General features: G+C 73.9%; 20 protein-coding genes, 1 tRNA gene and 1 pseudogene. 13 read left to right on the top strand and 9 right to left on the bottom strand.

Features of this window, described 5'->3' with window-relative positions:
- The first annotated feature begins 5 nt into the window (after nt 1-5).
- Nucleotides 6-626, top strand: coding sequence for a Crp/Fnr family transcriptional regulator (locus L615_RS14555; RefSeq protein ID WP_186449878.1), 621 nt, complete (start codon nt 6-8; stop codon nt 624-626).
- 126 nt (nt 627-752) lie between these two features.
- On the opposite strand, the gene L615_RS14550 is transcribed toward L615_RS14555, so the two are convergent.
- The 6 genes from L615_RS14550 to L615_RS23395 all read right to left on the bottom strand — a co-directional run bounded on the left by L615_RS14550 (nt 753) and on the right by L615_RS23395 (nt 5,687).
- On the bottom strand, nt 753-1,514 hold the full coding sequence (locus L615_RS14550) for a helix-turn-helix transcriptional regulator (RefSeq protein WP_232221749.1): 762 nt from the start codon (nt 1,512-1,514) through the stop codon (nt 753-755).
- Nucleotides 1,515-1,562: 48 nt separating this feature from the next.
- On the bottom strand, nt 1,563-3,290 hold the full coding sequence (locus L615_RS14545; protein WP_145725538.1) for an HYR domain-containing protein: 1,728 nt from the start codon (nt 3,288-3,290) through the stop codon (nt 1,563-1,565).
- Between the two features lie 74 nt (nt 3,291-3,364).
- Nucleotides 3,365-4,186 (bottom strand): MBL fold metallo-hydrolase, encoded by an 822-nt coding sequence (locus L615_RS14540; RefSeq protein ID WP_261376709.1) that lies wholly within the window; start codon nt 4,184-4,186, stop codon nt 3,365-3,367.
- A gap of 2 nt (nt 4,187-4,188) precedes the next feature.
- Nucleotides 4,189-5,061 (bottom strand): NUDIX hydrolase, encoded by an 873-nt coding sequence (locus tag L615_RS14535; protein WP_084255063.1) that lies wholly within the window; start codon nt 5,059-5,061, stop codon nt 4,189-4,191.
- Nucleotides 5,058-5,528: a RidA family protein gene (locus tag L615_RS14530; RefSeq protein ID WP_145725537.1), complete on the bottom strand. Its 471-nt coding sequence runs from the start codon at nt 5,526-5,528 to the stop codon at nt 5,058-5,060. The genes L615_RS14535 and L615_RS14530 overlap by 4 nt, the downstream gene beginning before the upstream one ends.
- 3 nt (nt 5,529-5,531) lie before the next feature.
- Nucleotides 5,532-5,687, bottom strand: coding sequence for a hypothetical protein (locus L615_RS23395; RefSeq protein ID WP_174245243.1), 156 nt, complete (start codon nt 5,685-5,687; stop codon nt 5,532-5,534).
- Between the two features lie 64 nt (nt 5,688-5,751).
- Between L615_RS23395 and L615_RS14525 the strand changes: the two genes are divergently transcribed.
- Both L615_RS14525 and L615_RS14520 read left to right on the top strand, forming a co-directional pair.
- Complete coding sequence (locus L615_RS14525) at nt 5,752-6,162, top strand: hypothetical protein (RefSeq protein WP_145725536.1); 411 nt, start codon at nt 5,752-5,754, stop codon at nt 6,160-6,162.
- Between the two features lie 353 nt (nt 6,163-6,515).
- The gene (locus L615_RS14520; protein WP_145725535.1) at nt 6,516-7,955 is read left to right on the top strand and encodes an IS110 family transposase; all 1,440 of its coding nucleotides are present in this window, start codon (nt 6,516-6,518) and stop codon (nt 7,953-7,955) included.
- A gap of 21 nt (nt 7,956-7,976) precedes the next feature.
- On the opposite strand, the gene L615_RS23390 is transcribed toward L615_RS14520, so the two are convergent.
- Nucleotides 7,977-8,129, bottom strand: a complete 153-nt coding sequence (locus L615_RS23390) for a hypothetical protein (protein WP_157514924.1) — start codon at nt 8,127-8,129, stop codon at nt 7,977-7,979.
- Between the two features lie 122 nt (nt 8,130-8,251).
- Between L615_RS23390 and L615_RS14515 the strand changes: the two genes are divergently transcribed.
- The 6 genes from L615_RS14515 (at nt 8,252) to L615_RS14490 (ending at nt 15,724) form a co-directional block, all read left to right on the top strand.
- Nucleotides 8,252-9,415: a sensor histidine kinase gene (locus L615_RS14515; protein WP_051485903.1), complete on the top strand. Its 1,164-nt coding sequence runs from the start codon at nt 8,252-8,254 to the stop codon at nt 9,413-9,415.
- Nucleotides 9,412-10,134 (top strand): response regulator transcription factor, encoded by a 723-nt coding sequence (locus L615_RS14510; RefSeq protein WP_051485904.1) that lies wholly within the window; start codon nt 9,412-9,414, stop codon nt 10,132-10,134. Before L615_RS14515 ends, L615_RS14510 begins: the two co-directional genes overlap by 4 nt.
- A 96-nt stretch (nt 10,135-10,230) precedes the next feature.
- Nucleotides 10,231-11,055 carry an ABC transporter ATP-binding protein gene (locus L615_RS14505; RefSeq protein WP_145725534.1) on the top strand — a complete coding sequence of 275 codons (825 nt, stop codon included), beginning with the start codon at nt 10,231-10,233 and terminating at the stop codon, nt 11,053-11,055.
- Nucleotides 11,056-11,214: 159 nt separating this feature from the next.
- Complete coding sequence (locus tag L615_RS14500) at nt 11,215-13,458, top strand: FtsX-like permease family protein (RefSeq protein WP_145725533.1); 2,244 nt, start codon at nt 11,215-11,217, stop codon at nt 13,456-13,458.
- Nucleotides 13,459-13,529: 71 nt separating this feature from the next.
- Entirely contained in the window at nt 13,530-14,546 is a 1,017-nt protein-coding gene (locus tag L615_RS14495) for an ArsA-related P-loop ATPase (RefSeq protein ID WP_145725532.1), read from the top strand.
- Nucleotides 14,546-15,724, top strand: a complete 1,179-nt coding sequence (locus L615_RS14490) for an ArsA family ATPase (RefSeq protein ID WP_145725531.1) — start codon at nt 14,546-14,548, stop codon at nt 15,722-15,724. The genes L615_RS14495 and L615_RS14490 overlap by 1 nt, the downstream gene beginning before the upstream one ends.
- Nucleotides 15,725-15,840: 116 nt before the next feature.
- Here L615_RS14490 and L615_RS14485 read toward each other — a convergent pair whose 3' ends face one another.
- Nucleotides 15,841-16,119, bottom strand: a complete 279-nt coding sequence (locus L615_RS14485) for a WhiB family transcriptional regulator (protein ID WP_028656202.1) — start codon at nt 16,117-16,119, stop codon at nt 15,841-15,843.
- 225 nt (nt 16,120-16,344) lie between these two features.
- On the opposite strand from L615_RS14485, the gene L615_RS14480 reads away from it, so the two are divergent.
- Nucleotides 16,345-18,699, top strand: coding sequence for a penicillin-binding protein (locus tag L615_RS14480; RefSeq protein ID WP_028656203.1), 2,355 nt, complete (start codon nt 16,345-16,347; stop codon nt 18,697-18,699).
- Between the two features lie 94 nt (nt 18,700-18,793).
- On the opposite strand, the gene L615_RS14475 is transcribed toward L615_RS14480, so the two are convergent.
- Nucleotides 18,794-19,252, bottom strand: coding sequence for a GatB/YqeY domain-containing protein (locus tag L615_RS14475; RefSeq protein ID WP_028656204.1), 459 nt, complete (start codon nt 19,250-19,252; stop codon nt 18,794-18,796).
- 36 nt (nt 19,253-19,288) lie between these two features.
- Between L615_RS14475 and L615_RS14470 the strand changes: the two genes are divergently transcribed.
- The 3 genes and pseudogenes from L615_RS14470 to L615_RS14460 all read left to right on the top strand — a co-directional run.
- Nucleotides 19,289-20,221 carry a metallophosphoesterase gene (locus tag L615_RS14470; protein ID WP_051485906.1) on the top strand — a complete coding sequence of 311 codons (933 nt, stop codon included), beginning with the start codon at nt 19,289-19,291 and terminating at the stop codon, nt 20,219-20,221.
- 98 nt (nt 20,222-20,319) lie between these two features.
- A tRNA-Pro gene (locus L615_RS14465) sits at nt 20,320-20,393 on the top strand.
- Nucleotides 20,394-20,500: 107 nt separating this feature from the next.
- Nucleotides 20,501-20,763: pseudogene (locus tag L615_RS14460) on the top strand (hypothetical protein); the annotation flags it as partial.

Below are 20,763 nucleotides of genomic sequence, written 5' to 3'. Positions count from 1 at the left end.
AGGCCATGGCGGCATTGCGCTCGTCGCTGGCCACCACGCGGCTGCGCCGCGGCGAGGTGCTGTTCCACGAGGGCGACAGCGGCGACAAGCTGTACGTCGTGCTCGAGGGCAAGGTGAAGCTCGGTCGCACGTCCTCGGACGGGCGCGAGAACCTGCTCGCGATCATGGGCCCCGGCCAGATGTTCGGCGAGCTGTCGCTCTTCGACCCCGGCCCGCGCTCGGCGACGGTGACCGCGGTGACCGACGCCGAGTTCGCCTCGCTGTCGCACGAGGACCTCCTGCGCTGGCTCGAGGGCCGCCCGGTCGTCGCCCGCGGCCTGCTCGCCCAGCTCGCCGGCCGGCTGCGCAAGGCCAACGACGTCGTCGCGGACCTCGTCTTCTCCGACGTGCCCGGCCGGGTCGCCAAGGCGCTGCTCGACCTCGCCGACCGCTTCGGCCGCACCGCCGACGACGGCGTCCACGTGCACCACGACCTCACCCAGGAGGAGCTCGCCCAGCTGGTCGGCGCCTCCCGCGAGACGGTCAACAAGGCGCTCGCCGACTTCGCCTCGCGCGGCTGGCTGCGCCTCGAGCCCCGCTCGGTGGTCATCCTCGACATGGAGCGGATGTCGCGCCGCGCGCGCTGACCCCTCCCCCGCCGGCCCCCTCTTCACGACACCACCCGTCCGCCGGCCTGCCCTCCGGGGCGGCCTGGCACGGGTGGTGTCGTGTGTCAAGGCCTCTGCGGTAGTCCCCGCGGCCCTCCTCCGGCGTCAGGAGCGGGCGGTGAGGTAGTCGCGGGTGGGGTCGTCGGCGGGGTAGAAGGCCTCGATGGCGAGCTCGCTGAGGGTGACCTCGCGGGGGGTTCCGAAGACGGTGGTCGTCGACATCAGGGACAGCACGAGGTCGTCGGAGACCCGCAGCCGCAGGGGTACGACGAGCGCGGATGAGTCAACGTCGGGGACGCCGTCGCCGACCACCTCGTCGTGGAGCTCCCGGAGCAGCTCGTCCCCGCTGGCGTCGTACTCCCGGCGCAGGCGGACGGCGAGGTGGGCGCGCCACTCCTCGAGGTTCTCGATGCGCGGGGCGAGGCCGTCGGGGTGCACGGACACGCGGATGACGTTGACGGGCGGCTCGAGGAGCTCGGGCGGGACGCCGTCGAGGAGGGCGAAGGCCGCGTCGTTCGCGGTGACCAGGTCCCAGTGCCGGTCGACGACCAGCGCGGGGAACGGGAGGTGACCGCGCAGGATGGCCTCGAGCGCGGCGTTCGCCTCGGCCATCGGCGGGTCGGTGAGCCTCAGCTCGGGGTGGGCGGGTGCGTGGCCGGCTGCCACCAGCACCTGGTTCTGCTCGCGCAAGGGGACCTCCAGGAAGTCGCACAGGCGCATGACCATCGCGCTGGTGGGGCGCGCCTTGCCGGTCTCGATGTAGCTCAGGTGGCGGGTCGAGACGTCGGCCCGGCTGGCGAGCTCGAGCTGCGAGAGGTGGCGGCGCTGGCGCCACTCACGGATCAGGACTCCGGCACTGGCGTTCACGTCGGCCAACCTAGCCACGCCACGTCGGCGCGCGGGTGCGCGGGTCGGTCAGGCGCGGCGGCGCAGCACGAGGCCCGCCCCGGCCCCGAGCAGCAGCAGCGCGAGGAGCAGCGGCGCGGTGAGCGCCGGGGCGCCCGTGGCCGGGAGTCCTGCGGCGTCAGCCGGCGCGCCCTGGCTGTCGACCTGTCCACCGACGTCGCCCGTGACCGGGACGTCGTCGCCGCCGAGGCCGTCCTCGTCCGGGAGCTCCGCCTCGAGCACGGTGACGGTGAACGTCGCACCGGTCGTGGTCCGGGCCGCGCGGGTCAGCACCGGCGCCGCGGCGTCGCTGGCGGTGCAGGTGACCACCGTGGTGCCGTAGGGGAAGGTCGAGCCCGACGCGGGGTCGCAGGTCACCGGGACGTCGCCCGCGACGGCGTCGTGCGCGGTGGCCGTGAAGGTCACGACGGCACCCTCGTCGGCGTTCGACCGGACGGTGATGTCGGCCGGCACGGTGATGACCGGTCCGGTGGTGTCGACGACGCCGACCCGGAAGGTCGCGCTCGCCTCCCCGCCCCAGACGTCGACGACGTCGCAGCGCACGTAGGTGTCACCGAGCGGGAAGGTGTCGCCCGCGGCGACCTCCGGGCCGGTGGCGGGGCCGGGGCTGCCGTCCCACACCCGGCAGGTGGCGGGCAGCGGGGTGCCGGTGAAGTCCTCGCCGCCGGCCGCGAAGTCGACCGCTGCGCCGTCGGGCCCGGTGGCCTCCTCGACGAGGTCGGCCGGCACGGTGACGGTGGGTTCCGGCGCGGTGACGGTGACGACGAAGGACTCGCTGGTGGTGCTGGAGCGCGAGTTCGTCGCGGAGCAGGTCACCGTCGTGGCGCCGATCGGGAAGACGTCGCCGGACGCCGCCGGTACGTCGCCGGGGCGCAGGCAGGTCACCGGCAGGGGGCCGTCGATGGCGTCGTGGCCGGAGGCCGCGAAGCTCACGGGGGCGCCGTCCGCGGAGGTGGCCTCGGCAGTGCCGTCAACCGGCACGGTGACGGTCGGCACCGGGTCGGTCACCTCGATGGTGAAGCGGTGCAGCTTGTACTGCAGCAGGTTGAGGATCGAGACCGGCGCCCAGAGGCAGGCGCCGTGGTAGGTGCCGACCTCGAGGGTGCGGGTCGTCGAGAAGCTGGTGCCGAGCACGAGCCCGAGGAAGTCGAGGCGGTGGAACTGCAGGACCGAGCTGACGTAGACGTCGCTGATCGCACAGGTCCCCACGACGATGGGCAGCTCGGACCACCCGCCGCTGATCGAGAAGTCGAGCGGGACCTCGGCGCCCTCGGGGCCGGTGGCCTCGACGACGATCGACGTGCCGCCGGACACGACGACCGCGCCCGGGCCGGCGGCTGCGGAGACGTCTGGCGACGGCTCGGCAGCCAGCCCGACGGCAGGCCCACCCGTCGCCCCGGGCGTGGCGGGCGCCGGGTCCGCACTGGCGGCGGGACCGGACGGCGCAGGCGAGGCGTCCGGCTCGGGGGCTGGTGCCGGTGCCGGCTCGGGGCCTGCGGGGGTCGGCTCGGGGGCCGCGGGGATCGGCTCCGGGGCCGGGTCAGGCGCCGGGTCAGGCGCCGGGTCAGGGGCCGGCTCGGGTTCGGGAGCAGGCGCCGGGTCGGCCGAGGCCGTGGCCGCGGGCGTGCCCGGGACGGTGTCGGCGGCCATCGCCGGGCCCGCCGCGAGCACACCCACCAGGGCGAGCGACGACGCGAGGGCAAGCGTCAGCGGTCTGGTCGTGCGTGGAGGGAGCATGGGACCACTCCAGCAGAGGCCTCACCAGAAATCCGGGGAACGAGCAGATCCGGCCTCGCCGCGCAACCCTCGGATCAGCGGGTACGACGGGCGAGGTACTCCAGCTGCGCCCGCACCGACCACTCGGCGGCGCCCCACAGGGACTCGTCGACGTCGGCGTAGACGACCTCCACGACGCGGCGCGCGAGGATCGGGTCGTCGGCGGCGTCGGGGTCGAGCGGCGGGGTCCTGCCCAGCACCGCGAGGGCCTGCTCGACCTGGTCGAGGCGCTCGCGCCGGTGCGTCCGGTAGTGATCGAGGACGCCGGCCGCGTCGGCGAGCACCGGCCCGTGGGCCGGCCACAGGGTCGCGACCCGGCCGTCCTGCACGAGGCCGCGCATCCGCTCGAGCGAGTCCATGTAGCCGGCGAGGTCGCCGTCGGGGTGCGCGATGACCGTGGTGCCGCGGCCGAGGACCGCGTCGCCGGTGAGCAGCGCCCGGTCCTCCTCGACCAGCAGCGAGATCGAGTCACGGGTGTGGCCCGGCGTGTGGTGCACCTCCAGCCGCAGGCCGTCGAGCTCGATCTGCTCGCCGTCGACCACGGGGTCGGCGCGCCAGCACTGGTCCGCGTCGAGGCCGCGGACGCCGCACCCCATCCGCTCGGCGAAGGAGCGCGCCGCCTCGGTGTGGTCGATGTGGTGGTGGGTGACCACCACCGCGTCGACCTCCCCCGCGACGGCGGCGACGGCGTCGAGGTGGTCGTCGTGCAGCGGCCCGGGGTCGACCACGATCGAGCGGCGCGCGCCCGGCTCGCGCAGGATCCAGGTGTTGGTGCCGTCGAGGGTCATCAGGCCGGGGTTCGGCGCGAGGACGCACCGCCCCCGGTCGCCGTGCTCGCCGCCGTGCCAGGGCTCCACGGTCAGCTCTCCCGTCGGGCCAGCACCATCGGCCGCAGGTGCTCGGGCATCGACAGCGTCCAGCCGTCCTCGTGCTCCTCGACCTCGGGCATGAACATCTCCGCGCGGCGCCCCCGGCTGGCGGCGAGCACGGCGTCGACCGTGCCGAGGCTGGCGACCTCCAGGCAGGTGAGGTACGTCGGGGGCAGCATCGCGAGCTCCTCGCGGTCGGCCTGGGCGACGGCCTCGTCGGCGGAGAGCCAGACGACCTCCGAGGACTCGGTCGAGACGTCGCGGGTGACCTGGCCCTCGGGCAGCTGCGCGACGAAGAACCAGGTGCGGTAGCGCTTCGGCTCCATCACCGGGGTCAGCCAGGCACTCCAGATGCCGAGCAGGTCGGTGCGCAGCACGAGGCCGCGGCGGTCGAGGAAGTCGGTCAGCGACAGCGCGCGCGACTCCAGCGCGTGCCGGTCGGCCTCCCAGTCCTCGCCGGTGGTGTCGGCGACGACCTCGTCGGCGGACGGGCCGGCGAGCAGCACGCCGGACTCCTCGAAGGTCTCCCGCACCGCGGCGCAGACCAGGGCCCGGGCGACGTCCTCGGTCGTGCCCAGGCGGGCCGCCCACTCCTCGGGGGCGGGACCGGCCCAGGCCACCTCGTGGTCGTAGTCGCGGGGATCGACGCCCCCGCCGGGGAAGACGGCCATCCCGCCGGCGAAGTCCATCGTCACGTGGCGCCGCAGCAGGTAGACCTCCGGCTCCCCGCCCGCGCCCGGGCGCTGGAGGATCACCGTCGCCGCGTCGCGCGGCTCGGCCGGCTCACGGCCGCCCTCGGTGAACTCCCGCGCCAGCGCGACGAGGTGCTCGGGCAGCCCCACCGGCGGCAGCGGGATCCTCACGCGGAGACCTCGGCGACCTCGGCGACGACCTCGACCTCCACGGTGGCGTCGAGGGGCAGCGCGGCCACGCCGACGGCGGACCGGGCGTGCACGCCGGCGTCGCCGAAGACCTGCGCGAACAGCTCGGACGCACCGTTGGCGACGGCCGGCTGTCCGGTGAAGTCGGGCGTGGAGGCGACGAAGACGACGACCTTCACGATCCGCACGCCCTCGAGGGTGCCGGTCTGCGACCGGATCGCCGCGAGCGCGTTGAGGGCGCACTGGCGCGCGGCCCCGGTCGCCTGCTCGGGCGTGGCGGTGTCACCGACCTTGCCGGTGGCGACGAGCTCGCCGTCGCGCATCGGGATCTGGCCGGCGGTGAAGACGTGCGCACCGCTGCGGACCGCGGGCACGTACGCCGCGACGGGCGGTACGACGTCCGGGACCGTGAGGCCGAGCTCGGCGAGACGCTCCTCGGGCGTGGCCACGGCTCAGCCCTCGACCGGACGCTTGAAGTAGGCGATGTCGTTGCCGCCCTGGCCCGGGACGAGGGTGACGAGCTCCCAGCCGTCCTGGCCGAAGTTGTTGAGGATCTGCGCCGCGACGTGGTTGAGGACGGGCGCCACCTGGTACTCCCACTTGGTCATGCCCAGCACCCTACTCAGGCGCTGACCTGTGGCCGCCCTCACATCGTGTGCGACGATGCCTGCCGTGAATCTGGACAACGCCGTGTGGCTGCTGACCGGTCTGGCCGCGGTCGTGGTGCTGCTGACGAGGCTGCGGCTCGCCACCGAGCAGTCGCAGGCGGGGCACGCGCTCGTCCCCCTCGCCGTCGTCAACGCGCACACCGTCATCGGCGTGGTCGCCCTGGCGACCTGGATCGCCTACCTCTCCTCACCGGGCGGGGCGCTCGGCGCCGCGTCGCTGGTCGTGTGGTGGATCGAGGTGGTGATCGGGTTGCTCATCCTCGCCCGCTGGTTGTCGGGCTCCGGCAAGCACGCCACCGCGACCACGGGTGACAGCTGGGGCCAGGGCCCCGGGCTGTCGATCCTCGCCCACGTCGGCATGCTGCTGGGGATCTGCTTCTTCACCTGGGTCGTGCTGGCCGACAAGCTCGCCTGACCCGCACGGCCGGCCTGCCGGTCGGCTCATGTAAGGAGCTCCGGCGGTTGATCACCGTCGCGGGTCCCGGGATGGTGAGTGTCCCGGCTGGTCCGGTGAGTGGCGTCGTGACGGGCTCTGGGGTGTCGGCCTGCGGGTCGGTGGCCCCGTTCGGCTGATTGCCATCGCTGGTCTGGCCACGGATGCCCCGGATGAGGGAAGTGGACCGGCCCAGCGAGGTCGGGTCCGGTTTCAGCGCATGAGTGGGAGCCGTCGTCAGATCGCTCGCCTGCTCTTGGGACCGTGGCCGTGGAGGTACGTCGTTCGGCGGACCTGTCGGAGTCGATATCGAGGACACGACAGGAAGGTGAGCGATGGGGTCCAGGAGGCTGGTCGGGATCGACCTGGGTATCGCCAGCGACCACACGGTGCGGGTGCTGGCCGAGGACGGGCGCGAGGTGTGTCGACGACGCTGCCGCCCGACGGTGGAGAGCCTGACGCTGATCGAGCAGGCGGCGCTGGCCGGCGCGGACCCGGGCACGCGGTTGGAGGTGGTCTTCGAGCCGACCGGGCCGGCCTGGCTACCGATCGCGGTGTTCTTCACCGCTCGGGGCCATCTGGTGTTCCGGGTGTCCTCGGCCAAAGCTGCGGACCTGCGCCGGTTCTTGTCCCGGCACGCGAAGAGCAACGGCATCGACGCCGACACTCTGGCCCGGCTGCCGCTGGTCGCACCGGACGCGGTGCGCCCGCTGCAGCTGCCGGATGTCGAGGTTGCTGCGCTGGATCGACGGGTCCGTGCCGTCGACCGGCTCACCCGGCTCGCGTCCGAGCACAAGGTCCGGATCAAGGACCTGGTCCGGCAGCTGATGCCGATGACGCCGCTGACCGGCGACTTGGGTGCAGCCGATCTGGCGGTCCTGGAACGGTGGGCCGACCCCCGCGCACTGCTCAAGGCCGGGCGGGCTCGGCTGACGGCGGTCATCGTGAAGGCGTCCAACAACCACCTGGGCGCCGCTCGTGCCGAACAGTGGCGCGAGGCTGCGGCTGCCGCGGTCGAGCTCTACGGCGACCATCCCGCGATCGCATGGTCCGACCTGGCCGCCGAAGTCGTCACCGAGGTCGCCCTGCTGCGCGCGGTTCAGACCCAGCTCGCCCAGCACGCGGCCGCTTGCGAGGAGGCCTACCGATGGGTCGACGTCGGACAGCTCGCCCGCACCCTGCCCGGTGTCGCCGAGGTCAGCGGACCCGTGTTGGCCGCGGCGATCGGCGACCCACGGCGGTTCCCCAGCGGCAGGCACTTCAAGTCCTTCGCCGGACTCGCACCCAAGGCCAGCGAGACCGGAGAGACCGACCGCAAGGGCCAGCCGATGAGCAAGGCCGGCTCGAGCCTGCTACGCGTCACCTTGAACCGTGCCGCCGATCACGCCCGCAAACACGACCCCCAGCTGGCACGGGTCTACTACCAGCAGATGGTCGAACGCGGCGCAGACCACCTCAAGGCCAACTGCGTCGTTGCCGGCCACCTCGCCGAACGCTTCTGGGCCGTCATGCGCCGCGGCATGCCCTACGTCATCTGCGACACCGACGGCACCCCCGTCACCGCAGCGCAGGCCAAGCAGATCATCGCCCAGCAGTGGACCGTCCCACCCGAGGTGCGCTCGCGCCGCCGCAGCAAGAAGGCGGGGAAGGCCCCTCACCAAGCCCCAGCGGGGCATGCAAAGCCAGACACCCAACGGCGTCGGCACACGAGGCGACCTTCCCCACCAACGATCCTGACAACCGGCATCGACGACGTCAAACAACCCGCCACTTGACGCCTGATCCCCAATAGGGAATCAGCCGAAGCGGTTCACCACCCAGAGCAGCTCGCGGTACTCGTCGTCCTCCTCGGGCGGCGGCGGGTCGACGTCGTGCACCGTCCGCACGGCCGACGGGTCCACCGGTGGGGGCAGGCGCCGGAAGCGCTCGGTGCGGGGCTGCTCGGCCATGGCGACTCCTTCCGTCACCTCCACGGTACGCCGGAACGCGTCCTCCCGGGAGGTGATCCGGCGGCCCGGGGATCAGACCGGGGTCGGACGCCGCGCCCGTCCGTCCCACCTACGGTGGTGCCGTGGCACGTCAGCTGAGGCAACCCCTGCGGCTCGGCCCGCGCGCCGAGCGGTGGTTCGACGTCACGCTGGTCGTGCTCCTGCTCCTGCCGGTGCCGCTGGTGCTCGTGCTGGTCGACGTCCTCGACGGCGTGCTCATGACCGCCCAGATCACCCCGCTGCTGTGGCGGCGCCGGCACCCGGTGGAGGTCTTCGTCGTCATCGCCGCCGCGACCGGCCTCCAGGCGCTGCTCGTCGACTACCCCCTGTGGAGCCAGCTGGCGTTCCCCGTCGCGACCTACTCGGTCGCCCGCCACGCCAGCGCCCTGCCGGCTGCGGGCGCGCTCCTCGTCGGCGTGGTCGGCGCCGGGGTCGCGGCGGTGGACTGGCTCACCAACTTCGACGACCAGGCGATCACCTGGCAGAACTTCACCGCCTATTTCGTCCCCGTCGCCCTCTTCGTCGTGGTCGCGTGGGCGCTCGGCACGCTCGCGCGCACCCAGCAGGCGTACGTCGACGCCCTGGTCGAGCGGGGTGAGCGGCTCGAGCGCGAGGCCGCGCAGCAGGCCGCGCTGGCGGCGGTCGAGGAGCGGCACCGGATCGCCCGCGAGATGCACGACGTCGTGGCGCACAGCCTGACCACGATCGTGGTGCAGGCCGACGGGGCGGGTGCGGCCGCGCGGCAGGACCCGGCGGTCGCCGTACCGGCACTGGGCACGATCGCCGCCACCGGGCGCGAGGCCATCGCCGAGCTGCGCCGCATGCTCGGGGTCCTGCGCGCGGAGGACACCGGCGTCACCGCGCCGCAGCCGCGGCTCTCCGACCTGCCCGCACTGCTGGCGGAGGCCCGCGACGCCGGCACCCCCGTCGAGTGGTCGCTCCCGGACCCGGCCCCGGCGGTGCCGGACGGGGTGGCGCTGACCGCCTACCGGATCGTGCAGGAGGCGCTGAGCAACGTGCGCAAGCACGCCGGACCCGACGCCCGGGCGAGGGTGGAGGTGCGCGAGGACGGCCCGGAGCTGGTCGTCGAGGTGCACGACGACGGCCGTGGTGCGGCGGCGACCGACGACGGCCGCGGGCTGGGGCTCGCCGGGATGCAGGAACGCGTCGCCGCCCACGGCGGCAGCCTCGCCATCGGACCGGTGGCGGGTGGCGGCTTCCGCGTGTGCGCGAGGATTCCCCGGTGACCGCGACCACCGACGGCACCCCCGACGCGACCCCGACGCCGATCCGCGTCTTCCTCGTCGACGACCAGGAGCTGGTGCGCGCGGGCTTCCGGATGCTCATCGACAGCGAGCCCGACCTCACCGTCGTCGGCGAGGCGGGCGACGGCAGCGAGGCCCTCCAGCGGCTCGCGGTGACCGGTTGTGACGTGGTGCTGATGGACGTGCGGATGCCGCGCCTGGACGGGGTCGAGGCCACCCGCCGGCTGGCCGAGCGGCCCGGTGCGCCGCAGGTGGTGGTGCTGACGACCTTCGACCTCGACGAGTACGCGTTCGCCGCGATCCGGGCCGGTGCCGCCGCCTTCCTGCTCAAGGACGCCACCCCGGACACCCTGCTGGGCGCCATCCGCACCGTGCACGCGGGCGACTCGGTGGTCGCGCCGAGCACCACCCGCCGACTGCTGGAGCACTTCGCGTCCGCCCTGCCCGCCCCCGGCGCGGCGACCGGGGACGCCCCCGCACCCGACGAGCGACTGGCGACGCTGACCGACCGCGAGCGGGAGACCCTGGTGCTCGTGGGCCGCGGGCTGTCGAACAGCGAGATCGCCGCAGAGTTCGTGGTGTCCGAGGCGACCGTGAAGACGCACATCGGCCGGCTGCTCGCCAAGACCGGCTCCCGCGACCGCGTGCAGCTGGTCGTCCTCGCCTACGAGACCGGGCTCGTCCGACCGCAGGAGGACTGAGCCCGCCCCGGCGGTCGCGACGTCCACCCGTCGTCGTACCTGCAGCTCACGCCGTGGCCTGACGACCTGGCGGCCGCGGCGGACGAGGCTCGGGGCATGTCCTTCCCGACCTCACCGACCACCCGTCCCACTCCCCCGACCCACCCTGCGCCGCCGGCCCCGACGACCCCGACCACCCCGACGACCCCGACCGCGCCGGCCGCGTCCGCCCGCGGCCTAGCCCGCAGCTACGGCCGCGGCGACACGGTCGTGCACGCGCTGCGCGGTGTCGACCTCGACCTGCCGGCCGGCAGGTTCACCGCGATCATGGGCCCGTCCGGCTCCGGCAAGTCCACGCTGATGCACTGCCTCGCCGGCCTCGACCAGCCCACCGGAGGCTCGGTCAGCGTGGCCGGCCAGCCGCTCGACGGGCTCTCCGACGACGCGCTGACCCGCTTCCGCCGCGACCACGTCGGGTTCGTCTTCCAGGCCTTCAACCTGCTGCCGATGCTGACCGCGGAGCAGAACATCTGGCTGCCCACCGAGCTCGCCGGCCGCGCCCGCGCCGACCTGCGCGAGCGCTTCGACCACGTCGTGGAGACCCTCGGCCTCACCGGGCGGCTCGACCACCGTCCCGCCGAGCTCTCCGGCGGCCAGCAGCAGCGGGTCGCCATCGCCCGCGCCCTCGTCGGCAGCCCCGCGATCGTGTTCGCGGACGAGCCCACCGGCAACCTGGACTCAGCCGCGTCGGCGGAGGTGCTGTCCTTCCTGCGCGGCTCGGTGCGCGAGCTCGGCCAGACCGTCGTCATGGTCACCCACGAGCTCGACGCCGCGGCGTACGCCGACGACGTCGTGGTCCTCGCCGACGGCCGCATCACCCACCGGCTCACCGATCCCGCCCCGGCCGACCTCGTGGCCGCGCTGAGCCCGGCGGCCGCCTGATGCGCACCGTCCTGCTCGCCTCGCTGCGCACCCACACCCGGCGGTACGGCGCCGCGCTGCTCGCAGTCGTCGTCGGGGTCGTGCTCGTGGTGGTCACCGCGGCCCTCTCCTCCGCCGTCCGTGACGGCCTGACCGCCGGCCTCGACGAGCCGTACGACGGTGCCGACGCCGTGCTCGACCGGCCGGCTCCTCGCCGCCGCACCCGAGGCCGGTGCCGACGCGTGGCTGGTCGGCTGGACCCTGCAGCCCCTCGGCCACGGGGGCACGGTGGTCGACACCAGCGCCGACGTCGGCCAGGTGCCGGACCGCCCGGACCACCGCTGGCAGGAGCTCGTCGCCGGCCGGTTCCCCGCCTCACCGGGTGAGGCGCTGATCGACCCCAACGCCGCGAAGGCCGACGACATCGCCCTCGGCGACCGGCTGCGCGTCGGCACCGGCGCCGACGCGCTCGACGTGACCGTCGTCGGGCTCGCCGACTCCCCCTCGTCGTTCTCGGTGGCGTCGGTCTACCTGCTGTGGTCCGACCTGTCCCGGTGGCAGGACGAGCTCTACGTCAGCAGCGTGGCGTGGTCCGGTGGCGAGGGGTTCGGCGCCGCCCGCGACGCGGTCCGCTCCGTCGTACCGGGGGCGGAGCCGGCGCGCGTGGGCGCCTTCGTGCAGGAGCTGCAGACCGAGGTCAACAACGGCGTCGACGTCGTCGCGATCATCGCCCTGCTCTTCGCCACGATCGCCCTGCTGGTGGCGGTGCTGGTCATCAACAACACCTTCGCCATCCTCTTCGCCCAGCGCAGCCGCGACTTCGCGCTGCTGCGCTGCGTCGGGGCGACCCGCCGCCAGGTGCTGCGCTCGGTGCGCGCGGAGTCGCTGGCCCTCGGGGTCGTGGCGGCCGTGGTCGGCACCGGGGCCGGCCTCGTCGCGGGCCGTGGCCTGGTGGCGCTGGTCAACGACCGCTGGCCGGAGGCACGCCTCGGCGCGGCCGCCGTCAGCGTCCCCTGGCTGGTGGTCGCCGCGGCCGTGGCCGTCGGGGTGCCGCTGGTGGCGGCATGGCTGCCCACCCGCCGGGTCGTGCAGGTCAGCCCGCTCGCGGCGCTGCGGCCCGACGACAGCACCCGGCTCGCGACCGCGCCCGGCCGCACCCGGGTCGGCCTCGGGATGCTGCTGGTCCTCGCCGGATCGGCTGCGCTCGCGGTCGCCGTCGCCGTCGCCGCACCGGCCTTCCTCGTGCTCGGCGGTGCCGCCACCTTCCTCGGGGTGCTGCTGCTGGGCCCGGCGGTGGTGCCCGGCGCGCTGCGCGCCGTCTCCGGGCTCGTCGGGCGTGCCGTCGGCCCGGCCGGCCGGCTCGCTGCCGGCAACGCGGTGCGCAACCCCCGGCGCACGGCCGCGACCACGGCGTCGCTGCTGATCGGGGTGACGCTGACGACCGCGGTGCTCACCGGGCTCGCCAGCTCCCGCACCGCCGTGGGGGACGAGATGGACGCCCAGCACCCGGTCGACCTCGCCCTGACCGCGCCACGACCGCTGCCTGCGGACCTGCCGGCGCGGGTGCGGGCCGTCGAGGACGTGGCGGAGGCGGTCCCCGTGCCCGGCGCCCCGGCCACCGTCGCGGGCGAGGAGCTGCCGGTGCTGGCTCCGACCCGGGCGGCGGACGCGGTGCTGCACCAGGCGCTGCCACAGCCGCGGCCGAGGCAGGTCCTCGTGCCGTGGGACCTGCTGGGCGACGACCTCGTCGAGGGCGACCTCGTCGACGTCGTCGTGGGCGGTCGCGCCACGACGCTGCGGGTGCGCGGCGGCGAGGGGTGGGGCGAGGCGGCGCTGGTGGCGCCGCAGACCCTCGCCCGGCTCTCCCCCGCGCCCGGCACGCAGGCCGTGTGGGTGCGCGCCGCGGAGGGTGCGGACCCCGAGGACCTCGCCGGGGCCCTCGAGGCGATCGGCGGCCCCGTCGACGCCGCCGTCGAGAACGGCCTCGCCCGCCGTGCGTACGTCGACCTCCAGCTCGACGTCCTGGGCGGCGGCGTGGTCGGCCTGCTCGCGATCGCCGTGGTGATCGCCCTCGTCGGCATCGCCAACACCCTGGGGCTCTCGGTGCTCGAGCGGGGCCGCGAGCACGCGCTGCTGCGGGCGCTCGGGCTCACCCGCCGGCAGGTGCGCCGGATGCTGGCCGTCGAGGCGGTCCTGCTGTCCGGCGTCGCCGCCCTGCTCGGCACCGCGCTGGGCGTGACCTACGCGTGGCTCGGCGTGCAGGCCCTGGTCGCTCCGGCCGTGTCCGGCGCCGCGCTGGTGCTGCCGTGGGGCCAGCTCGGGCTCGTCGTGGCGCTCTCGGCGGCGGCCGGCCTCGCCGCGGCGGTCCTGCCCGCGCGACGTGCCGCCCGCACCGCTCCGGCCGCGGGGCTCGCCCTGGACTGAGCGGCACCCGAGCACGCCGGAAAGGGCGGAATCCCCCGGTCGCTTTCGCACCGGCCACTAGGCTGCGCCGCGTGAGTGACTGGGGGAAGGTCCGCCTGCACGTGGTCACGGGCAAGGGGGGCACCGGCAAGTCGACGGTCGCCTCCGCGCTCGCCCTCGCCCTGGCGACCCGCGGCCGCAACGTCCTGCTGTGCGAGGTCGAGGGACGCCAGGGCATCGCCCGGATGTTCGACGTCGACCCGCTCCCCTACCAGGAGCGGCGGCTCACCACCGGCCTGCCCGACGCCACCGGCGGCCGCGGCGTCGTGCACGCGCTGCACATCGACGCCGAGTCGGCGCTGCTGGAGTACCTCGCGATGTACTACCGGCTCGGCCGCGCCGGCAAGGCGCTCGACAAGTTCGGGGTCATCGAGTTCGCGACCACCATCGCGCCGGGCGTCCGCGACGTGCTGCTGACTGGCAAGGTCTACGAGGCGGTGCAACGCAACGCCCGCAACAAGGGCGCCATCGAGTACGACGCCGTCGTGCTCGACGCGCCGCCGACCGGCCGGATCACCCAGTTCCTCAACGTCAGCAACGAGCTGGCGGGGCTGGCGAAGGTCGGGCCGATCAAGGCCCAGTCCGACACGATGATGACGCTCTTCCGGTCCCCGCAGACCGCCGTCCACCTGGTCACCGTGCTCGAGGAGATGCCGGTGCAGGAGACCGCCGACGGGATCGCCGAGCTGCGCTCCGCGGGGCTCCCCGTCGGCGGGGTCGTGGTCAACCTGGTCCGCCCCCGCGACCTGTCGGCCGAGCAGCTCGCCGCGGCCCGCGCCGGCACCCTCGACCGGGCCGCCCTGGAAGCCGACCTGGCCGCCGGCGGGATCGACGTCACCCCCGAGCTCGTCGACGGCCTGCTCGCCGAGGCCGCCGACCACGCCGAGCGCCGCGCGCTCGAGGACTCCCAGCGCACCCTGGTCGCCGGCCTGGGTGTGCCGTCCTACGAGCTGCCACGGATCGCCGGCGGCATCGACATGGGCGGGCTCTACGAGCTCGCCCGGCTCCTGCGCGAGCAGGGCATGGCGCCGGCAGGAGGAGAGCGCTGATGGCCCGCAGCACCCAGCACCGTCCGACCCGGGTCGGACCCGCCACCCACGAGCGCGCCGGGACGCTCGACGTCGACGCCCTCCTCGACGACCCGACCACCGGGATCATCGTGTGCTGCGGGTCCGGCGGCGTCGGGAAGACCACGACGAGCGCCGCGCTCGCGCTCCGGGCCGCCGAGCGGGGTCGCAAGGTCGTCGTACTCACCATCGACCCGGCGCGCCGGCTCGCGCAGTCGATGGGCATCGAGGCCCTCGACAACACCCCGCGCCCGGTCGCCGGGGTCGAGGGTGAGGGCCACCTCGACGCGATGATGCTCGACATGAAGCGCACCTTCGACGAGGTGGTGCTCTCCCAGGCCAGCCCCGAGAAGGCGCAGCAGATCCTGGCCAACCCGTTCTACGTCGCGCTGTCGAGCTCGTTCGCGGGCACGCAGGAGTACATGGCGATGGAGAAGCTCGGCCAGATCCACCGCGACGCGCAGGCGGCCGGCACCTACGACCTGATCGTCGTGGACACCCCGCCGTCGCGCTCGGCCCTGGACTTCCTCGACGCCCCGGAGCGGCTCTCCAGCTTCCTCGACGGCCGGTTCGTCCGGCTCCTGCTCGCCCCCGCGAAGGGGCCGGCTCGGCTGATGACCGCCGGGTTCAGCCTGATCACCAACGCGCTCACCCGGATCCTGGGCGCGCAGTTCCTCAAGGACCTGCAGACCTTCGTGACCGCGCTCGACACCGTCTTCGGCGGCTTCCGCCAGCGCGCGCAGCAGACCTACTCGCTGCTCAAGGCCGACGGCACGGCGTTCCTCGTCGTGGCGGCACCCGAGCCCGACGCCCTGCGCGAGGCGGAGTACTTCGTCGAGCGGCTCAGCGAGGACGGCATGCCGCTGGCCGGCCTGGTCGTCAACCGGGCCAGCCCGGAGCCGGCCGGCGACCTGTCCGCCGACGAGGCGACAGCCGTGGCCGACCGCCTGCGGCGCACCGACGGCACGTCGGTCGCGGCCGCGCTGCTGCGCCTGCACGCCGACCGGGTGCGCATGGTCGAGCGCGAGCGCACGCTGCGCGAGCGGTTCGCGACCGCCCACCCGCAGGTGGAGACGGTCGTCGTGCCGGCCCTGGCCGGCGACGTGCACGACCTCGGCGGCCTGCGCCGGGTCGGCGACCTGCTGGCCGAGGGCGCGTAGCAGCGACCGGCGACGCCGTCGTACGACGGCGGCCCGTCAGGCGCCGGCCGTGCCCGACCGGTGGCACCGTCGGCACGGCCGCCGGGGTGTCCCGGCGAGCCGCACCAGGCGGTCGGTCAGACGCGCGCGGCGTTCTGGTTGCGCGCGTCCTCGAGGACCTTGCGCCACGAGGCGTTCGGCCGGCGACGCAGGAGAGCGCGACGCTCCCGCTCCGTCATGCCGCCCCAGACACCCCACTCGATCTGGTTGTCCAGCGCCTCCGCGAGGCACTCGGTGCGCACGGCACAACCCGCGCACACCTGCTTCGCCTTGTTCTGCTCCGCACCCCTCACGAAGAGCTGGTCCGGCTGGCCCTCGCGGCACGCGGCGCGCGGAGCCCAGTCATCTACCCACATGTTGTCCCCTTGTGGTCCCACTCGGAACGCCAGCACCCCCACAGCGCTCGGTCGTTCCGTCCGGTTCAAAGTAAAGGATTCAACTGCCGACGGCTACCGCTCGTTGGGCCCAACCTGTCTAGTCACATCGGACTAGACAGGAGGAGGTCACCGCGAGGCCCTCCGGTCCGTCCGGGCACCTCCGGCGAATCCGGTCGGCCGGGACCGGTCACGTACCCTGACGGCATGTCCAAGACCCGGTTCGACGGCCTGCCGCCCGGCAAGGTCTTCTCCCACCTCGGAGTCATGCTGCTGGTGGCCGCCGTCCTCGGCGTCGTCGTGTCCGGACTCGCGATCCCGTTCGCGGGCGTCGCCGGCTTCACCGCCCGCAACGTCGCCGAGTCGGTCGACGAGCTGCCCCAGGAGCTGGAGACCGAGCAGCTGCCGCAGCGCACCGAGGTGCTCGACAAGGCGGGCAAGACGATCGCGACGCTCTACGACCAGAACCGCGTGAACGTCCCGCTGCGCCAGATCTCGCGCACCATGGTCGAGGCGATCGTCGCCATCGAGGACTACCGCTTCTACCAGCACGGCGCGCTGGACCTGAAGGGCACGTTGCGGGCCCTGTTCACCAACCAGGCCGCTGGCGGCGTGACCCAGGGTGGCTCGTCGATCACCCAGCAGCTGGTCAAGCTGACCCTCATCACCCAGGCCAACGGTGACGAGGAGGCGATCCGCAAGGCCAAGGAGGACAGCTACGGCCGCAAGCTGCGGGAGCTGCGCTACGCGATCGCCCTCGAGAAGCGCCACAGCAAGGACTGGATCCTCGAGCGCTACCTCAACACCGCCTACTTCGGCGACGGTGCCTACGGCGTCCAGGCGGCCGCCCAGCACTACTTCGGCGTCAACGCCAAGGACCTCAACCTGCGCCAGTCCGCGCTGCTGGCCGGCCTGGTGCAGAGCCCGGAGGCCTACAACCCGACCCGCAACCCGGCCCAGGCCAAGGTGCGCCGCAACGTCGTCCTCCAGCGGATGGCGCAGCTGAGCGTCATCCCCCAGAAGAAGGCCGACCGGCTGGTCACCACCGGTCTCGGCCTCAAGGTCGAGGAGCAGCCGAACGGCTGCGTGAACTCCCGTGCCCAGTTCTTCTGTGACTACGTCGTGCGCTGGCTCAAGACCGACCCCGCCCTCGGCGAGACGCCCGAGGAGCGCGACCGCCTGATCTTCAACGGCGGCCTGACGATCAAGACCACCATCGACATGGGCTTCCAGCGCGCCGCGCAGGACGCCGTCGGCCGGGCTGTCTTCAAGGACGATGGCGCCATCGGCGGCATCGCGCTCGTGGAGCCGCGCAGCGGCAACGTGCGGGCGCTCGCCCAGTCCCGCCCGATGGGCAAGGGCAAGGGCGAGACCTTCCTCAACTACACCGTCCCGCGCAAGTACGGCGACGCCGCCGGCTTCCAGCCCGGCTCGACCTTCAAGGCCTTCGTGCTGGCTGCCGCGATCAAGCAGGGCATCCCCCTGACCCGCACCTTCCCGGCGCCGAACCCGGGCTACTTCCCGCTCAACCAGTTCGAGACCTGCGACGGGCCCTACCAGAGCTCCGAGGTGTGGCAGCCGAAGAACTCGACCAGTTCCTCGTCGAACCCGAACCTCTACGAGGGCACCCAGAAGTCGGTCAACACGTTCTTCGTGAACCTCGAGCGCGAGACCGGTCTGTGCGAGCCGTGGAAGCTGGCCCGCGCGATGGGCATCGACTTGTCGAAGGAGTGGCAGAAGCCGGCCTTCACCCTCGGTGTCGCGGACGTCAGCCCGCTCGACATGGCTCAGGCCTACGCGACCTTCGCCGGCCGCGGGCTGCACTGCGAGTCGCGCCCGGTGACCCAGATCGAGGACGCCGACGGCAACGTGCTGAAGAAGTACGACAAGAACTGCACCCAGGCCCTGCCCGGACCGGTGGCCGACGGCGTCAACGACGTCCTGCGCGGCGTCGTGGCGCCGGGCGGCTTCGGCGCGGCCCTCAACCCGGGCCAGCCCGCTGCCGGCAAGACCGGGACGACCAGCGACAACAAGGCCGTGTGGTTCGCGGGCTACACGCCGAACCTCGCCGGAGCCGCGATGGTGGCCGGCGTCAACAAGGCCGGGCAGCCCGAGTCGCTCGACTACAAGTACGTCGGCGGCCGGACCCTCTACTCGTCCTCCGGCTCGACGACCGCCGGTCCGATCTGGGGCGACACCTTCAAGGCGATCGCCCAGTGGCTGCCCGACGACGACTTCGTCCGTCCGTCGTCCTCCGACGTGGCCGGCCTGCTGGTCCCCGTGCCCTCCGTGGGCGGCCTGAGCTACGACGAGGCGGCCGACCGGGTCGAGGCAGCCGGCTTCACCGCCGTCCGCGGCCCGTCCCGCACGTCGGGCTACCAGCGCGGCCTGGTCGCCTACGCCTACCCCGGCGACAAGGCCGGCGAGGGCGACACGATCACGCTCTACATCTCCAGCGGTCCGAAGGAGCAGCGCAAGCCCAAGGGCAACAAGGGCAACCGCGGCCGCGGGGGCGACGGACCCGGCAACAACGGCCGCGGCGGCGGTCGCGGCGGGAACTGACCCGCCCGGCTGGCGCAGACGCACGACGAGGGGCTGACCGGATCGGTCAGCCCCTCGTCGCGTCCGTGCCGGTGCCCCGGACCGGGGCAGGCGGTCAGCCGAGCTGGCGACGTACCTCGGCGGCGACCGCGGCGCCGTCGGCGCGGCCCTTGACCTGCGGGGTCACCACGCCCATGACCTGGCCCATGGCCTTCGGGCCGGCGCCGGCGACGCCGAGCTTCTCGACGGCCTCCTTGACCACGGCGGCGATCTCCTCCGGGCCGAGCTGGGCCGGCAGGTAGTCCTGGATGACCGCGGCCTCGGCCCGCTCCTTCGCGGCGCTCTCGGGGCGGTTGCCCTCCTCGAAGGCGACCGCGGCCTCGCGGCGCTTCTTCGCCTCGCTGGCGAGCACGGTCAGCACCTCGTCGTCGGTGAGCTCCTTGGCGACCTTGCCGGCGACCTCGGCGTTGGAGACGGCGGTGAGGATCATCCGCAGCGTCGAGGACCGGACGTCGTCACGAGCCTTCATGGCGGTGGTCAGGTCGGTGCGCAGGCGGTCCTTGAGGGTGCTCATGGTCCGATTCTGCCGGGTGTGCGGGAGAGTGTCCCCATGGGTTTCCTCCGCACGCTGCTGCGCACCGCCGCCCTCGGTGGCACGGCGGGGGCTGCGGTGACGTCGTACGCGCTGTGGGAGGCGCGGCAGTACACGGTGCGCCGGTTCGACGTGCGGGTGCTGCCCGCGGGCTCCCGGCCGCTGCGGGTGCTGCACCTGACCGACATCCACATGACGCCGGGGCAGCGGCGCAAGCAGGAGTGGTTGCGCTCGCTCGCCGACCTGCGACCGGACCTGGTCGTCGACACCGGCGACAACCTCGCCCATCGCGACGCGGTGCCGGTCGTGCTCGACAGCCTCGGCCCGCTGCTCGAGGTGCCGGGCGTGTTCGTCCACGGCTCCAACGACTACTTCGAGCCCGGGGTGCGCAACCCCCTCGGCTACGTGCTCCCCGACACCGGGCACCGCTACACGCACACCCCGCAGCTGCCGTGGCGCGACCTCAGCGCCGGCCTCACCGGCGCCGGGTGGCTCGACCTCACCAACCGCCGCTCGCGGCTGACCGTCGGCGACACCACCATCGCGTTCGCCGGCGTGGACGACCCACACCTGTCCTACGACGACCTGCCGGCCGTCGCCGGGGCCGTGGACCCGGCGGCCGACCTGCGCCTCGCGGTCGCGCACGCGCCGTACCTGCGGGTCCTGGACCAGTTCGCCGCCGACGGGTACGACGCGATCCTCGCCGGCCACACCCACGGCGGCCAGGTCCGCCTGCCCCTGCCCGGCGGGTCCCGCGCCTACGCCACGAACTGCGACCTCGAGCCGGCTCGGGCGCGCGGCCTGCACCGCCACCCGGCCGGCTCGCGGCCCGGCGACCCCGGCTCGTCGTGGCTCGAGGTCTCGGCCGGCATCGGCACGAACCCCTACACCCGGATCCGGGTGGCCTGCCGGCCCGAGGCCGTGCTGCTCACCCTGCTCCCGGCGGCCTGACCCCGGCGTCGGCGCGTGGCGTCCCCCGATTCGGGATCAGGCCCTCCGCTCCGCTATGCTCCCCTGCGTTGAGTGGCCCTTCCGGGGTCGCTGAACGGCGGGCTGTGGCGCAGCTTGGTAGCGCGCCTCGTTCGGGACGAGGAGGCCGCAGGTTCAAATCCTGTCAGCCCGACCGACCAGCAGGTGGATCCCACGGGATCCACCTGCTGTCATTTCCGGGTCCGTTCCGGGGACCGAGCCGACGCCGATCCGCCGGGCGGTCGTGACAGACTTCCCCCCATGTCTGACGAGCAGGACAAGCTGAAGCTCAGCCTGGAGGCGCCCAGGCTGTTCGGCCGGAAGAAGAAGGCGGCCGAGCCGGCAGGCTCACCGACCCCCGCCCGGTCGTCCCGTCCTGCCGCCCGCAAGCCGGCCCCCGCCGAGCCCGAGCGCGCCCCGGAGCCCACGCCCGCGGCGGTCGAGGAGACGGCCGAAGCGCCCGTCGAGGCAGCCACCGTCGAGGCGGCCGTCGAGCCCGAGCCGGTCGTCGAGCCCACCCCGGA

The sequence above is a fragment of the Nocardioides sp. J9 genome (assembly GCF_007829375.1).
Classification (GTDB): Bacteria; Actinomycetota; Actinomycetes; order Propionibacteriales; family Nocardioidaceae; genus Nocardioides.
Note: the sequence above shows the minus strand (reverse complement) of the source record. Positions and strands in the feature narration are given on the sequence as shown.

What these genes read in the sequence shown, in the direction of transcription:
- L615_RS14555 (WP_186449878.1), top strand. Translation starts at nt 6, where the DNA reads ATGGCGGCATTGCGCTCGTCGCTGGCCACCACGCGGCTGCGCCGCGGC.
- L615_RS14545 (WP_145725538.1), bottom strand. Translation starts at nt 3,290, where the DNA reads ATGCTCCCTCCACGCACGACCAGACCGCTGACGCTTGCCCTCGCGTCG.
- L615_RS23395 (WP_174245243.1), bottom strand. Translation starts at nt 5,687, where the DNA reads ATGACCAAGTGGGAGTACCAGGTGGCGCCCGTCCTCAACCACGTCGCG.
- L615_RS14520 (WP_145725535.1), top strand. Translation starts at nt 6,516, where the DNA reads ATGGGGTCCAGGAGGCTGGTCGGGATCGACCTGGGTATCGCCAGCGAC.
- L615_RS23390 (WP_157514924.1), bottom strand. Translation starts at nt 8,129, where the DNA reads ATGGCCGAGCAGCCCCGCACCGAGCGCTTCCGGCGCCTGCCCCCACCG.
- L615_RS14505 (WP_145725534.1), top strand. Translation starts at nt 10,231, where the DNA reads ATGTCCTTCCCGACCTCACCGACCACCCGTCCCACTCCCCCGACCCAC.
- L615_RS14490 (WP_145725531.1), top strand. Translation starts at nt 14,546, where the DNA reads ATGGCCCGCAGCACCCAGCACCGTCCGACCCGGGTCGGACCCGCCACC.
- L615_RS14485 (WP_028656202.1), bottom strand. Translation starts at nt 16,119, where the DNA reads ATGTGGGTAGATGACTGGGCTCCGCGCGCCGCGTGCCGCGAGGGCCAG.
- L615_RS14480 (WP_028656203.1), top strand. Translation starts at nt 16,345, where the DNA reads ATGTCCAAGACCCGGTTCGACGGCCTGCCGCCCGGCAAGGTCTTCTCC.
- L615_RS14475 (WP_028656204.1), bottom strand. Translation starts at nt 19,252, where the DNA reads ATGAGCACCCTCAAGGACCGCCTGCGCACCGACCTGACCACCGCCATG.
- L615_RS14470 (WP_051485906.1), top strand. Translation starts at nt 19,289, where the DNA reads ATGGGTTTCCTCCGCACGCTGCTGCGCACCGCCGCCCTCGGTGGCACG.